The sequence below is a fragment of the Sellimonas catena genome (assembly GCF_027924685.1).
GTDB classification, from domain to species: Bacteria; Bacillota; Clostridia; order Lachnospirales; family Lachnospiraceae; genus Sellimonas; species Sellimonas catena.
Genome location: NZ_BSBO01000049.1, coordinates 1 through 14,943, shown reverse-complemented (window position 1 = coordinate 14,943; position 14,943 = coordinate 1). Strand labels below are relative to the sequence as shown.

At 36.7% G+C, this 14,943-nt stretch carries 14 protein-coding genes; 12 read left to right on the top strand and 2 right to left on the bottom strand.

All coding sequences use genetic code 11. The features are described from left to right. The 4 genes from Selli1_RS16855 to Selli1_RS16840 form a co-directional block, all read left to right on the top strand. Positions 1 to 497, top strand: a 497-nt coding sequence (locus Selli1_RS16855; protein WP_281874153.1) for a replication initiation factor domain-containing protein, incomplete at its 5' end; no start/stop codon positions are given. Then, positions 497 to 700: an excisionase gene (locus tag Selli1_RS16850; protein WP_002610247.1), complete on the top strand. Its 204-nt coding sequence runs from the start codon at positions 497 to 499 to the stop codon at positions 698 to 700. The genes Selli1_RS16855 and Selli1_RS16850, both read left to right, overlap by 1 nt. 78 nt (positions 701 to 778) lie before the next feature. Continuing rightward, positions 779 to 1,972 carry a site-specific integrase gene (locus Selli1_RS16845; RefSeq protein ID WP_015536407.1) on the top strand — a complete coding sequence of 398 codons (1,194 nt, stop codon included), beginning with the start codon at positions 779 to 781 and terminating at the stop codon, positions 1,970 to 1,972. A gap of 281 nt (positions 1,973 to 2,253) precedes the next feature. Beyond that, the gene (locus Selli1_RS16840) at positions 2,254 to 4,956 is read left to right on the top strand and encodes a hypothetical protein (RefSeq protein ID WP_281874149.1); all 2,703 of its coding nucleotides are present in this window, start codon (positions 2,254 to 2,256) and stop codon (positions 4,954 to 4,956) included. A 50-nt stretch (positions 4,957 to 5,006) separates the two neighbouring features. Here the strand turns inward: Selli1_RS16840 and Selli1_RS16835 are convergent, their stop codons facing one another. Continuing rightward, entirely contained in the window at positions 5,007 to 6,143 is a 1,137-nt protein-coding gene (locus tag Selli1_RS16835; protein WP_281874147.1) for a glycosyltransferase family 2 protein, read from the bottom strand. Beyond that, the gene (locus Selli1_RS16830) at positions 6,140 to 7,276 is read right to left on the bottom strand and encodes an SDR family NAD(P)-dependent oxidoreductase (protein ID WP_281846039.1); all 1,137 of its coding nucleotides are present in this window, start codon (positions 7,274 to 7,276) and stop codon (positions 6,140 to 6,142) included. The genes Selli1_RS16835 and Selli1_RS16830 overlap by 4 nt, the downstream gene beginning before the upstream one ends. 121 nt (positions 7,277 to 7,397) lie before the next feature. Between Selli1_RS16830 and Selli1_RS16825 the strand changes: the two genes are divergently transcribed. From Selli1_RS16825 to Selli1_RS16795, 8 genes are all read left to right on the top strand, one after another. Beyond that, positions 7,398 to 8,315 (top strand): tyrosine-type recombinase/integrase, encoded by a 918-nt coding sequence (locus tag Selli1_RS16825; protein ID WP_281846059.1) that lies wholly within the window; start codon positions 7,398 to 7,400, stop codon positions 8,313 to 8,315. Positions 8,316 to 8,624: 309 nt separating this feature from the next. Continuing rightward, positions 8,625 to 9,515, top strand: a complete 891-nt coding sequence (locus Selli1_RS16820; protein WP_281874145.1) for a transposase — start codon at positions 8,625 to 8,627, stop codon at positions 9,513 to 9,515. Next, positions 9,478 to 10,311, top strand: a complete 834-nt coding sequence (locus Selli1_RS16815) for a transposase (RefSeq protein WP_087169189.1) — start codon at positions 9,478 to 9,480, stop codon at positions 10,309 to 10,311. The genes Selli1_RS16820 and Selli1_RS16815 overlap by 38 nt, the downstream gene beginning before the upstream one ends. A gap of 72 nt (positions 10,312 to 10,383) precedes the next feature. Then, positions 10,384 to 10,716, top strand: a complete 333-nt coding sequence (locus Selli1_RS18725) for an HNH endonuclease (RefSeq protein ID WP_405593892.1) — start codon at positions 10,384 to 10,386, stop codon at positions 10,714 to 10,716. Positions 10,717 to 10,869: 153 nt separating this feature from the next. Beyond that, entirely contained in the window at positions 10,870 to 11,178 is a 309-nt protein-coding gene (locus tag Selli1_RS16810) for a P27 family phage terminase small subunit (RefSeq protein WP_281874143.1), read from the top strand. Next, positions 11,178 to 12,833 (top strand): terminase TerL endonuclease subunit, encoded by a 1,656-nt coding sequence (locus Selli1_RS16805; RefSeq protein WP_281874141.1) that lies wholly within the window; start codon positions 11,178 to 11,180, stop codon positions 12,831 to 12,833. The genes Selli1_RS16810 and Selli1_RS16805 overlap by 1 nt, the downstream gene beginning before the upstream one ends. Continuing rightward, positions 12,826 to 13,980, top strand: coding sequence for a phage portal protein (locus Selli1_RS16800; RefSeq protein WP_281874139.1), 1,155 nt, complete (start codon positions 12,826 to 12,828; stop codon positions 13,978 to 13,980). The genes Selli1_RS16805 and Selli1_RS16800 overlap by 8 nt, the downstream gene beginning before the upstream one ends. A gap of 91 nt (positions 13,981 to 14,071) precedes the next feature. Continuing rightward, positions 14,072 to 14,833 carry a head maturation protease, ClpP-related gene (locus tag Selli1_RS16795; RefSeq protein ID WP_281874137.1) on the top strand — a complete coding sequence of 254 codons (762 nt, stop codon included), beginning with the start codon at positions 14,072 to 14,074 and terminating at the stop codon, positions 14,831 to 14,833. The last annotated feature ends 110 nt before the right edge of the window (positions 14,834 to 14,943 follow it).

Sequence of the window (14,943 nt, the reverse complement as noted above, 5' to 3'; positions counted from 1 at the left end):
CAAGTTTTACTGCCTGTACTTTGTATTCATGGTCATATTTACGTGCCACTTTGAATGCCTCCTTATTCTCTTGGTTTTATTATGAAATCCTTGAGAATAAGCTGTCAACTTTTTTTATACCACACCACAACCTACGCTTTGTCGTGCCAAACAGAAATGAAAGTAATAAGAGCAGATGGAAAACGTGTCGGTTTTGGGAACGCTTTTTAGGGGCTGTGGAAGTCTTAAAACTGCAAGTACCGAAACTACATAATTCTCTTGAGGAAACACAGCAATGGCTCACAGAGGGTGGCGTGATTTCCGCTGTGAAAAGTTTTTACTTCTTGGAAGAACATGACGCATTAGGTGGACTGGAAAAAGTGGGAACTATGCTTGATAAGGCAAGATACAGCAATTCCCTTTCCAGCAAACTAACCGCCCACTTACAGAGGATAGACCGCACCGACCTTATCCCCTATATCCAGTATGACACGAAACATGGGAAAGGGGGTATCTGATGAATAACAACGATATTCCTGTATGGGAAAAATACACCCTTACCATTGAAGAAGCGTCAAAGTATTTCCGTATCGGAGAAAACAAGTTAAGACGCTTGGCAGAGGAAAACAAGGACGCTGGCTGGCTCATTATGAATGGCAACCGCATACAGATTAAACGCCGACAGTTTGAAAAGGTCATTGACAAATTGGACGCAATCTAATGCAAATGAGCCTTGTATGTGTTATGATAAACACAAGTCATATCAAGGCTCTTTCCAATAAGGAAAGGAGCAGACACCATGAAAGAAAAAAGACGGGATAGCAAAGGACGTATCTTGCATACTGGAGAGAGCCAACGAACAGACGGAAAATACTTATATAAATATGTGGACGCATTTGGAAACACAAAATATGTGTATGCTTGGAGATTGACACCCACAGACCCGACACCAAAGGGAAAACGGGAAAAACCCTCACTTCGTGAACTGGAACAGCAGATAAGACGGGATATTGAGGACGGTATCGACAGCACAGGCAAGAAAATGACGCTTTGCCAACTCTACGCCAAACAGAACGCACAGAGGGCAAACGTGAAGAAAAGCACACAGAAACAACGGGAACAGCTCATGCGGTTATTGAAAGAGGACAAGTTAGGTGCTAGGAGCATTGATACGATAAAACCCTCTGACGCTAAGGAATGGGCGTTACGCATGAAAGACAAAGGCTTTTCCTATAACACCATTAACAACCATAAACGCTCGTTAAAAGCGTCATTCTATATCGCCATACAAGACGATTGTGTAAGGAAAAACCCTTTTGATTTCAAGTTGAGTGAAGTCCTAGAAAATGATACCAAAGAGAAAGTCGCATTGACAGAGGAACAGGAACTAGCCCTACTCTCATTCATCAAGACGGACAATGTGTATCACAAGTATTATGATGATGTGCTGATACTGTTAAAGACAGGACTTCGTATCTCGGAACTGTGCGGACTGACAATCATGGACGTTGATTTTATCCATGAGGTTGTAGTTATCGACCACCAGTTACTAAAGAGCAAGGAACAAGGTTATTATATTGAAACGCCTAAGACAAAAAGCGGAACAAGGCAAGTGCCATTAAGCAAGGAAACGATACAAGCATTTCAACGGGTTATGAAGAAACGCCCAAAGGCAGAACCATTTGTGATAGATGGACGGGGCAACTTCCTATTTGTCAATCAGAAAGGCAAGCCCAAAGTTGCGATTGATTACAATATGCTTTTTGTCCGTATGGTAAAGAAATACAACAAGCACCATAAGGATAACCCTTTGCCACATATCACACCGCATACGCTACGCCATACATTCTGCACAAGATTGGCAAGCAAGAACATGAACCCGAAAGATTTACAGTATATCATGGGACATTCAAATATCAGTATCACAATGAACTGGTATGCTCATGCGTCCATAGATACTGCAAAATCAGAGGTTCAGCGTTTAATCGCATAGAAGTATTTACCACGATTTTAACCACGCTTGATAGCGAAAATATAAGAAGATAGACCTAGATATGTGAGGTTTACCACAAAAGCAAAATGCCCGTAGAGCCGATAAAATAAGGCTTTGCGGACATTTAAGAAGATATAAAAAGATAGTTAAAAAGATATATATAATTTTATATAATTCATATATACGGTATTAATAATAGTAGTAAAAATAATGCCGCTATTACAGTACAAATTAATCCGGACTGTAAAGATCTGCTGTGCTTTGAATTGTTAGATGAACACATGAAACGAAGCGAGATAATAAACTATTTCTACTCCGCAGAAATTACACCCAACGAAACATGTTTTCACAGTATTAATTTAAAAATTATATCGCACAAAGCTCAATTGGAACTACCGCAATTAATTGTGAATATTGAACAAGGGGGCTATACCAAAGAAAAAAAGTTGGGAGGGCTAAATTTTCACTGCGACCTGCTACACAGGTCAGTGTTTCTTGACTCTTTTTATCAAAATATTCTTTATGTATTGGAACAGAAAATACTTAATCAAAATGTATTATCTGGCATTCTGTTAATAGGGAGCAGTGGAACCGGAAAGACAAGAACTCTTGAAGAAACGCTTTCACTCTTGGTTAAATACAATTATCGGGTATTAAATTTTATCGGAGTAGAACATGATTCTGGGAAAAACATTTTAAAAGAAATTATTTATATTTTGTTTGAAGTGAGTGAAGAATTGATTATGCAATCCTTTACCATTAAGGATGCATCGGATTCCCTTTCGGATATTTTTGAAATGCTGTATAAAATGAATCAAAATAAGATTAGTTCTGTGGATATAACGGATCAGTATGGAGAATTAATATTTGAACGTATGATTCAGGGGAAATATGCGCTTATCATTGACAATATTCAGTATTTTGATTATCCTCTTTTGCATTTTTTAGAAAAATTAATTATATATGTGAAAAACTGTGGAAGAGGAAACTCACTATTTTTGGCTTTCAGTATCAATACGGACTATGCTTCTGAAAATACAGATATCACAAAAATTAAATTTTTATTTCAGCAGCTGCAAAATACCAATGTCTGTAGAATGGCCACATGGTTTTTGGATGGTTTTCATAGTCCGGGAAGTGCTTTGGAATTCATCAAACAATTGCTGGGAATTAATAATGCTAATTATGATGCCCTCTTTCAGAAAATTCTCGATAAAACATCGTTGCTTCCTTTTTATATTGAGTGTATTGTTGAAGTTTTTCGTAATTTCAAATCCGTTACTTTTTCAGAGTCACGTTGCATAATCCAAAATCCTGTGCTTTTCGAAGATGAATTAACAAATTTGCCAGACAGTGTAGAAGGAAATATTGAAAGACGATGGCAGTTCTTTATCCAACACCATCCAAATGAAGACAATTATATTAACTTGCTCTCAATAGTTCATATTTTTGGAGAGTGTGATAAAGATTTACTGATGAGTCTGAGATTAAATACTGCATTATTAAAGGATCTTTGTAAATATCATATCTTAAAACGGGAAGAAACAGTCAATACCGACAAATATACCTTTATTCATGATCTGATGGAGAAATTCTTTTGCGAATACATTTCAGATTTTGATAATATAGCCTATGAATATTTAACAAAGACAGGTTATAAACATTTAAAAAACTTTTATCCGATAGTATATAATCTCTGTATTTTGTATTCAAAAAATTATACGACTGAGGAACTGGTCACGATCATACAAGCAGGTATACATATAGAAATTCCATACAAGATATTTTATAGTTATTACAAGAATTGTATGAAAGCAATATTGGAAAGTTATGAAAGTTTTATATGTAAAAATGAATGGTATGATTTGGTGTATTTTATTGCAAAGCAACTGAAACTTCGTATAGGAAACAAAGCTGCATACGATATGATAAGCAAACTGTTCGGTACATTAGAAAACGGAAATTTTGAAGACAGGTATTACTATAACCGTTTTGGAGAATTATTATTTTTTTATGGCGAAATAAATCAACAGCTTACCTATTACCAAGATGTTATTTCTTTATACTTAAAGTATCTCGATCGCTATAAAATTCTGGAAAAATCCAACTCCACGGAAGAAATACGCAGTAACATTACCTTTATTTACAATCGTTTGTCGGTTGCTTACAAACATTTTCCGGATTGTGTCAGACATCAAAAACATCTGCACTATATCAATTTGTCGCTGTATATGTCCCGCACTCTGAAAAACCGGCAGTTTTTAGCCGAAAACTGCTATGATAAGGGAAGTTATTATTATTGTCATATCAAATATAAAAAGAGAGTTCTTGACTACTGGGAGTCCTGTTGTAATTTGGTGAAAAAATACCACATTAAAGTGATGACACTTCACTATATCGAGCATAGGATTCAAATGGCGTTGATTCGTCAACAGACAGATGAGATCCCTCAATTACTTGACAAAGGTTTTGATTATATCGAACATGGCAAATATAATGAACAGGCTATCTATTTCAAACGTTTTTTTTATTATGCTAAAGCAATCTATTATTTGCTGAAAAGAACAGACTATGAAATCGTTCATAATTCATTGCAGCATGCAGAAGAAGCTCTGCTAATGCTTGGAAAGAATAACATGACCTATATTAATTACCTGCGCGGGAAATTATATGCATGCCTTAATGATTCGGAGCATACATATGAATTTTATAAAGAAGCTTATCTGCAGGCATTTGACCTGACTATATTACATAAGGATACATTTATTGATCTTTTGACAGAAGATATGTTGATAAAATTCCGTGAATTAAATATAGACCAAAAGAATTTTCCAATTAACTATTTAAAAAAGGAGAATCATTGTCTTATGGCAAAACGTTTATTTTCGATGGACAAAAAACAATTTTTAATATTTAGGAATAATTACAGGGCCAAATCTATCATACAATCATTAGACGGAAAGGAAAATTACCCAAATATATAATAAATATTAGGGCTTCCTGCATAGAAATTCATGTGCAAGAAGCCCTGAAACTAATACAATTTTTGAATGTCTTGAAAAGATAGAATATTCCCGTGAAAGTCAACAGCAATATCTCTGGAAGTATCTCTTAAATGAACCCAGATTTTATTATCCCTTAAACTTTTTAACTGGTCAACAAAATAAATTACAGGTGCGGTATGCTTAATAAAGCTTAGGGGAATGTAATCATACAACTGTAGTTGTTTCATCCAGCGTTCATAAGGATTAAACGAATAAATATCATAGTATTCAATAGATAATGCATTTTTAATCGTTTCATAGTACCAATTGTTACTGAAAAAACTGGAAATATTAATCATTGTGTATTGAGGAAGTATTTCATGATCGGATCGATACATTTCTCCCACTTTATGTATCCATTCATCCATATCAATTTCAATTTTATAGTAGTTTTTCCCGTAAAACATAGAACGGGCATCAGCGGCCAGATAGGAATATCTGCTGATTTTTGTATTGCGGGAAGATGTATTTCCTTTGTGATAAACTCTGGAATCTGCGACGACCCACGTTTCCAGCCCTATTTCTTTTAATTTAATTACATAATCGCAATCACAGCATAAATACGACATAGAAACATCCATCCCACCAACCTTTTGATAGTTGTGTTTTGTTGTCATTAACACTGCACTGCATACAGATTGAACTTTACGATCAAAAGCAGCATACCGATGATCAGCCGGCAACCCCAGTGTGGGGTGATTGATGTTGTATGGAGAAAATGCAACCCCAAAATCCTGAATGGTGTTGTCTGACGGATTGATTAATTTTGAACTGACAGCTCCAATTAAGCGGCTGGAAGTCAATTTCGCAAATAGCGGTTCATACCAGTGGGGAAGGTAAAACAAATCCTCGTCACACAATGTGACAATATCCCCATGGCATGCATTAACCCCCATATTAACAGCATTAGCATATAAAATATCATCATTTACTTTGATTATAGTATATTTTGATTCCGGAAGATCTAACTCCAACTCGTTCTTATCTTTATTATTGGCAACGATAATAATTTCTTTTTTTATGTCTGAAGGCAATGTTTGTTCTAAAAGCCTAAGATTCAGATACAACAATTCACGGTTAGAGTGATAGGGAATCACAAAACTATGTAAGCATTCATTTATCTTCATTTCGTATACCAGGACTTTAATATTCCTTTTCCTTTCATAATATTCAACGATTCTTCATAGTGATTATTAAAATAATTCTTTTGCTTAATCCAATTTGTAAATTTCAGAAGTCCTTCTTCTAAAGATAATTGCGGTTCATATCCAAGTATATGTTTAATTTTATTTATATCCGCATAGTTATGCCGAATGTCTCCAGAGCGATACAGATGATTAATATGATAGTTAGGATGTTTATCATAATAAGAATAGAGGAGTTTCGACAATTCTAATAATGTTGTGCTATGTCCGGTTCCAACATTAAAAATTGTATTGGCAGTATTATTTTCAACTGCAAGTAAAACCGCCCTTACAACATCTTCTACATGAACAAAATCTCTGGATTCCTGTCCGTCTTCAAAGATTTCAATAGGTTTTTCTGACATAATATTCGATGAAAAGATGGATAGAATACCTGTATATGGGTTGATAAGAGATTGACCTTCACCATAAACATTCTGAAATCTTAGAATGGTATAAGGAATATCCATTTCTTTACATATTGTGCGAAGATATAATTCTTGCGTAATCTTTGTTGCTCCATAGATAGATTGTGGTTTTAACTCAGATTCCTCACAGGTTGCCGTCTGTTTTAAAAATCCATTGCATTTGGGACAACGAGGATCATAAATATGCTGTTTTAAGTCTTCTACACAGCGACCGTTTGGATATACTATTCCACATTTCGGGCAAATATATTTACCTTCTCCATAAACAGCCCTGGACGAAGCGAGAACAATTTTGTTTACATTTGTATGTAGATTGAAGATTGCTTGTAAAAGATTTGCAATACCGTCGATATTGCTCTTCGTACATTTGGTAATCTCGTACATAGATTGACCGGTTGCTGTATCAGATGCCAGATGTATAATGATATCTTGATTTTGAACAGCTTGCTCACATGTGTGATAATCAGAGATATCTCCCAGAATAAAAGAAACATGTGGACTAACAGATTGATCTAATTTTGCATTAGGCCCATGAACCTGAGGATCTAAGTTATCAAGTATTGTAATCTGGTAATTCATCTCTAAAAGTTTTTTGACTAGATGGATACCGATAAATCCGGCTCCACCCGTTACCAATACACGTTTCATCGACACCTCCATTTTTAAATCAATAAGGATAACTGCTAATTATCTTTTCTTTACAATTCCGGGAAGTGAATGAAGTGTAATTTTATGATAAACTACAGAAAAAAGTATGGAGGATTAGAAGATGAATTACACTCAACAGATAAAAAAATATCTGGAATATTGCAAATTCAGAAAAGAATTAGACGAGAAGACATTAAAAGCATATCGAATTGACTTAAAACAGTTTTTTGGATTTGTACTGGAAGATTTTCTTGATAAAGAAAAAATAGAAGAGTATGTAACAGAACTGCACAAGAAATACAAACAAAAGACTATAAAGCGAAAAATAGCCTCATTAAAAGCATACTACAATTATTTAGAAGAAAGGAAAATTATTGAAGACAACCCTTTCCGAAAAATAAAAGTAAAATTTAAAGAAACGATAGTGCTACCCAGAATCATACCGCGTGAAGAAATAGAAAAGCTTTTGAATTGTATGTATGAAATGGAAAATAAAAGAAAAGAAAAAGGATATAAATATTGGCTGAGAGATGTAGCTGTAATAGAAGCACTTTTTGCTACAGGTGCCAGAGTTTATGAAATATCCAATATAAAAGCAGACAGTGTGAATCTTAATACAGGACTTATAAAGATTATGGGAAAAGGTGGGAAAGAAAGATATATACATATTGCTGCTACAGAGATTTTGGATATTCTTAAAAAATATTATGATCAGAATTCAAAGGAAATTAGAAAAAGCGGATTTTTTTTCATCAACAACCGGGGAAACCGATACACGGAACAATCGATAAGAATAATGTTGAAAAAATATGCTAAATTAGCAGGCATTGAAAGAAATATTACTCCACATATGTTTCGACACTCTTTTGCAACGTATTTGATTGAGGAAGGGGTGGATGTGAGTTGTGTACAGCAGATACTCGGTCATAGTTCAATAAAAACAACACAGATTTATATACATGTAGCTGCAAAAAAACAAGCAGAAATATTACGAGATATGCATCCTAGAAATCACATGAAGATACTTAGAGTGGCATAGATATAGTTCAGATTTACGATTATAAAGTCAATCAGGCCGGCTTATTCTGGGTGGCTTTTTTTGTATGCTTTCAGGGTAATAAAAAGATCGAAAATACTTTGAAAGAGGTCTGCTGATTCGAGTAAATGGCTGAATTACAAAGAGTCATGGCCTAATATGTGAAATTCAAGGACATCTTATAGAAAATTTGAGTAAGTGTTAATGCTCTCCTTGGCTGGGTTCTTCCGCAAATATCCGTTTTCTTATATTGAAATATTCGTCAAAACAAAGTAATATTTGTTTAGAAAATGTTACGGGAAGGGTTGAAAATTGGAGTCTATTTTAAAATTAGATATGCGTTTATTTTATTCGGAAGAGATTTTTGATATCAACGATTGTAGTGTTAACGATACAGGTGTACTGATTAGATTGAAATCAAAAAAACATGAATGTGAATGCCCTGATTGCCACCAGATATCAAATCATTACCATGGCACATATGAACGTTCTGTACAAGATCTTCCGATTCTTGGAAAGAATACATCAGTTATCATAACGGCACACGAATATGAATGCCAAAATGCGGAATGTCCAACAAAAACTATTGTTGAACGCTATGATCATTTTCTGGGCTATTATGGGCGTTTTACGGAACGGTGCGAAGATTTTATAGCGACATTAGCGTTAGAAACCAGCTGTGAAGGTGCTTCCCGCATATGCAGGTATCTTGGAATCCAAGTTAGCGGTGATACCATTATCCGTATATTGAAAAAAAGATTTGCTCAGATGGGGATAGAAGCAGCGGGAAGCTGTATTGGCATTGATGATTTTTCAACAAAAAAGGGAAGTACATACTGTACAGTTATCTGTAATACAGATTCACATAAACCCATTGCGGTACTGGAGGGGAGGGATGGCTCCTCCCTAAAAGAATGGTTAAAAAAGAATAAACAGGTAAAGATGGTAACTCGCGACAGAGCATCTGCATATGCCAAGGTTATAATGGAAGAACTTCCTAACACGATGCAGATTGCGGATAGGTTCCATCTCCATCAAAATCTTCTTGAAATAATCAAGAAATGTATTTCTTCTAGCCTGCCGCAGACATTACGGGTAGAATCGGACCTGGATCGTGAGAAAACAGGAGACATTACAGAGAAAAGCAGGCAACCCTCAGTGGGGAGTGATAATAGTAAAAAAAATCCTATCCAATGTGGATAACCTTACTGAAAACGAGAAAAAGCGGCTTGAGTTATTAACAAATATCAAAAAAATGCTTGATGCTGATTATAATTACAAGGACATTGCAGCGACATTAGGGATTAGTACGCGTACAGTGATTCGATATAAAGATTGTAATCCACTTGAACAATGCCATTTAAAACGCCCCTCCAGAAAAAAAGGATTATATAAGTATAAAGATGAAATTATCCAGTTGCTGAACGAAGGATATCATGCCGCAGGTATAGCAAGGGAGATGAAAGAAAAAGGATGCCCATTAGGAAACTCTACAATAAGAAAATATGCGAAAGAATTAGCGCACGAAAGGGGAGATGATATTAGCAGATACAGAAAAGGTCCGAAAGCAGGAGATAAAGAAACTCTCAAAACACTTACAGCCAAAACAGTGGTAATTAAGAAACAAGATATTATCAAGCTGCTTTGGATGAATAAATCAATAGAATCGATTAATCGGGATAGCCTTTACCGGCAGTATCCAATCATACAAAAACTACAGATCTGTATAAATGAATTTCGACATATCTTTATATACAAAAGTATACCTCGTCTGTATCTGTTTATTGAGCGATATAAAAAAAGTGAATTTGTATCTATTGCCAGTTTTGCAAAAGGATTGGAACGAGATATAGATGCAGTTGAGAATGCAGTTGTCAGCCCGCTGAGTAATGGGTTTGTTGAAGGAATTAATAACAGAACCAAAATGATAAAACGAATCATGTATGGAAGATGCGGACTGGAACTCCTATCGGCAAAAATTATGTTGCCTTATGCATAGAACGGATATTTGCGGAAGAACCCATGCAAGCAGAGCAGCATAATGCTAAACTATGAGGTCAAAAACACGTAGATGACGGATCAAGAAGTCAAGAAGATCTATAATTCATGCAGATGGCAGCAGGTCCGTGATAGAGTACTACTACGGGATCGGTATGAATGCCAGGATTGTATTCAAAGGCTGCGGATGGCAGCAGTAACAGGAGAAAGATTATTCGGAGAAGATGCCAAGATCAGAAGAGCAACACAGGTTCATCACATCAAAGAGTTGAGATCTTATCCGGATCTTGCCTTTGAGGAAGATAACCTTATTAGTCTGTGCACGCGATGTCATAACATCAGACATGGCCGGCAACCAACAAGATTTGTAAAAAAGAAAAAAACAGTGACTGAGGAAAGATGGTGAGCAAAGTTGGAAAAGAAAAAAATTTCGAATCCCCCGGGTGAATTCTCGACAAATTTTTTGAAAATGGAGAACGGGGATGTGGCCACGACTCTGGAGAAATTTCCTCGCGCGCGTGAAAGGGGTACCCTATAATGTGAGAAAAGAGGTGGTAGTGTGACAAAAACAGAGATAAAAGAATCACTTTTAGAGCAGCTGAGATTACAAAATAAAACATCTGATTTTTATCTGGATCTGGTCAGTGATTACATGGATTATTGGAGTCTCAAAAAGAAGTTGATTGCAGATATACGGAAAAAAGGAATACGTTATGAGACAATCAACGGAAATGGGATCAATGTAGAAAAACCCAATGAATCCGTGACAAATCTGCCAAAGATCACAACTGCCATGCTGAAAATATTAAATGATCTGAACCTAAAAGAACCTCTTTCAAATTCTTCAACAGAGGATGATTATCTGTAATGATTGTTTGTAAAGAAATTGCAGAATATCTTAGGTATGCAGAGGATAATCCGAAAAAAATCAATAAGGAGAGATCGCTTCTGATCAAGAACATCGTTTTGCCGACATTGCGGAGAAATGATGTTTTTTTTGACGAAAAAACCTATCAAAACTGCTTAAAATACTGCGAAAAACATTATTATAAACTCTTCCCATATCAGAAATTCATATATGCTTTTGCATTTATGTATAAAGAGGATATTCCAATCTTTCCAAAGTTTTTTGTAATGATGGGAAGAGGAAATGGCAAAGACGGTTTTATTGTTCCAATCGTAAATTTTTTCCAGACACCCTTGTATGGTGTGAAAAATTATCATGTTGAAATTGTAGCAAACTCGGAGCAGCAGGTAAAAGATACCTTTAAAGTAGCTTATGATGCTATGGATGTTCCGGTCATGAAAGGAAAATTCAAAGTAACAAAGGAGCTGATTACGAATGTAGCCACAAAATCGGAACTGAGATACAACACTTCCAATGCAAAGACAAAAGATGGAAAACGTCCGGGCTGTCTGGTTTTGAATGAAATCCATGCTTATGAAAATTACGATCAGATCAATGTGTTTGAATCCGCATTTGGAAAGGTAAGACATCCACGAGAGTTCATTATTACAACCAATGGATACGTAAGAGAAGGACCATTGGACGAGCTCCTTGATCTGATGGAAGAAATACTGGAATCGGGAGACAACCCGTTAGGTTATTTCCCATTCATCTGTAAAATTGACAGTATTGAAGAGGTGGATGATCAGGAAGCCTGGCACAAGGCAAATCCATCTATGGAATATATGCCGATTCTTGCACACCAGATTCTTCAGGACTATCTGGAAATGCAGAAGTTGCCGAGCAAACGTCCGGAGTTTATCACAAAGAGGATGAACTGGCCTGACAGAAATGACGAAGAGACCGTTGCTTCCTGGGAGAATATTCTAAGATGTTGTTATGATGATATAAAAAAGAAAACTCCGCGGAAGACTCCGGAAACAAAGGGGAGAATGGCCATTCTGGCCCTTGATTATGCAGACGTCAGAGACTTCGCGTCTGCAGGAGTCCTCACGGAAAAAGATGGAGAATATATTTGGAGACAGCACACATGGATATGTGCGCAGTCTCCATTTTTAGATTCAATTAAATTCCCGGTTAGAAAAAATATAGGGCTGCCGGAGTTCCAGGACTATGAAATTGTAGACGGTCCCGTGATTCCACCGGAGATGATTGTCCGATGGTGTATTGACCGGATGTCTGAGTATGCAGTTATTAAGATCACCATGGATACATACCGGTACACATTGTTTAAGGAAATATTTGAGACATATGGAATACAGGAGGAGACAAAGCAGAATCCATATGGACAGCTTCGGCTGATCCGGAAAATTGCTTCCGTGTGTGGGATCATTGCTCCGGATATCGAGAAGTTATTTGCAGAAGGGAAAATCAATTTTGGACAGTCCGCAATTATGCGTTGGTATACCAATAATACAGAGGTGACAACAGATAAATTCGGGAATAAACAGTACAGGAAGATTGAGCCGAAACTGAGAAAAAACGATGGTTTCATGGCTTTCCTGGCTGCGATGTTTTCAAAAGATCTGATAAAGGAGGTGATAATGTATGTTTGATTTTTTATTTCAGAACAAAAATGGGGAGCAGCAGTCGTACATGGATATGATCACCGTCGAAATAAAGAAACTGGAATTATCAAAGATGGCGATACAGAAGGCAAAAGGGATGATTTCCCATGCAATTGCGAAAAGTGAGTTTATTGTTCAGAGAAAGGATGGAAGAAAGAAGGACCATATATATTGGATTTTAAATATCAGACCAAATCCAAATGAAACGGCAACGGATTTCTGGATCAGTGCGATTGACAAGCTCCTTACATACGGGGAATGTCTGATCTGCCGTGTGGGCGATCATTTGTACATTGCAGATTCCTATACGGATGACAATGCAGTTATGTTGCCAAAACGATACAGCAATGTAACTATAAAAGCCAATGGAGAAACACTTATGTTAGATAAAAGTTTCTTGGCGGATGACGTGATCCATTTAAGAGCACAGAATGATAAAATTCGGGGATATTTGGAAAAGGTTTTAAAGATGTATGATGATGTGACAAGCGCGCTTGTATCTGCAAAAAAGATGGAAAGCACACCTAAATTTACTTTGGATGTACCCGCATCCGTTCCAGTCATTCAAACCAAAGATGAAAATGGAAATATGAAAATGCTTTCCATTGATATGTACAAACAGAAAATCAAAGAGCTGTTGAAATCCGATAATATTGAAATTTTACAGAACAGTAATGGAATGAAACTCAGCTCTTTGAAAATGGAATCCAATATCTCCAGCGAGGATATTGTCAAGATGGCAAATGAAATCTTCACAGAATGTGCGTTTGCATTTGATATTCCCAAAGCAGTATTTCTGGGAGAAATTACAGAGAAAGCGGACAGTACCAATGAGTTTATTACCTATGCGGTTGGTTGGATTGTGGAGCTTTTAAACGATTCTTTCAATGCAAAATTGGTAGGAGAAAAAGATTATCTTGCAGGAGAACGTATCTGGGTGGACATGTCCAGGTTTAAACATAGAGATATTTTGGAAAGTGCAGCAAATCTGGACAAATTACGGAGTATTGGATTTAACTTTGATGAAATCAGAACAACCGTCGGATGGGAAGAATTGAATACGGAGTTTAGTCAGGAACGTGTGATCACAAAGAATTATACCAATGATCTGGGAGGTGAGAAGGGTGAAGCATAAAACACAGGCGATTAAACACACACAAGAAAGGAGGTGATCCACTATCTCCCAGCTATGGGTTAAATAGCAAATAAAAGGAAAGGAGTGCAGCATGCCAAAGTATTATGCGTTAGAAAAAAAGGGAACTTCTGCTGATCTGTATATCTTTGGAAATATTACAAGTTATCCATGGAAGGAAAAAGACAGGGATGCTTATAGTATTGTCAAAGATCTTGAAGAACTGGAAGCAGAGGAAGTCAAAGTCCATATCAACTCCTATGGAGGAGAAGTGGCGGAAGGACTGGCAATCTATAATACGCTGAAAAACAGTAAGATGAAGGTGACTACATATTGTGATGGGTTTGCCTGTTCCGCAGCATCGGTGATCTTTATGGCCGGTGATGAGAGAATTATGAATGAAGCATCGCTTCTCATGATTCACAATGCCTGGTCCTATGGTTATGGGAATGCAAATGAATTACGAAAGCAGGCAGATGATCTGGATAAGATTACAAAGGCTTCCATCAATGCATATATGAGCAGAGTTTCCATCACAGAAGAAGAGCTGAAACAGAAGATGGATGAGGAAAGCTGGATCACGGCGGAAGAAGCGGTAACCGATGGATTTGCCACAGGGGTGCTGAAAAGCGAAGAAGGAACAGTAAACCAGTCAGCGTTCCGGACGATCAGGGAGAAGCTTCTGGCAGATCCGGGAATTGCGCCGGCGCAATTGTTGGAGTCCCGGTTGACATTGGATGTGGAAAAGATCGCAGAGTGTGTGGCGGAAAAGGTAAAAGATTTTTTGCCGTCAAAGGAAGAAGAGAACAATGAGAAAGATAATAGCACCGGATGGGGTGCTTTTTTTACTTTATAGGAAATTGCGTTTATGGAGCAGTCAAAAAAAAGAACGCATGTTCATCGAACATATGTTAGATAAACATGCGTTTGGGTATGACAATAAGACGTTGGCAGGATCAGAAGATA

Coding starts and splice junctions, on each gene's coding strand:
- Selli1_RS16850 (WP_002610247.1), top strand. CDS start 497: ATGAATAACAACGATATTCCTGTATGGGAAAAATACACCCTTACCATT.
- Selli1_RS16845 (WP_015536407.1), top strand. CDS start 779: ATGAAAGAAAAAAGACGGGATAGCAAAGGACGTATCTTGCATACTGGA.
- Selli1_RS16840 (WP_281874149.1), top strand. CDS start 2,254: ATGAAACGAAGCGAGATAATAAACTATTTCTACTCCGCAGAAATTACA.
- Selli1_RS16835 (WP_281874147.1), bottom strand. CDS start 6,143: ATGAAGATAAATGAATGCTTACATAGTTTTGTGATTCCCTATCACTCT.
- Selli1_RS16830 (WP_281846039.1), bottom strand. CDS start 7,276: ATGAAACGTGTATTGGTAACGGGTGGAGCCGGATTTATCGGTATCCAT.
- Selli1_RS16825 (WP_281846059.1), top strand. CDS start 7,398: ATGAATTACACTCAACAGATAAAAAAATATCTGGAATATTGCAAATTC.
- Selli1_RS18725 (WP_405593892.1), top strand. CDS start 10,384: ATGACGGATCAAGAAGTCAAGAAGATCTATAATTCATGCAGATGGCAG.
- Selli1_RS16805 (WP_281874141.1), top strand. CDS start 11,178: ATGATTGTTTGTAAAGAAATTGCAGAATATCTTAGGTATGCAGAGGAT.
- Selli1_RS16800 (WP_281874139.1), top strand. CDS start 12,826: ATGTTTGATTTTTTATTTCAGAACAAAAATGGGGAGCAGCAGTCGTAC.
- Selli1_RS16795 (WP_281874137.1), top strand. CDS start 14,072: ATGCCAAAGTATTATGCGTTAGAAAAAAAGGGAACTTCTGCTGATCTG.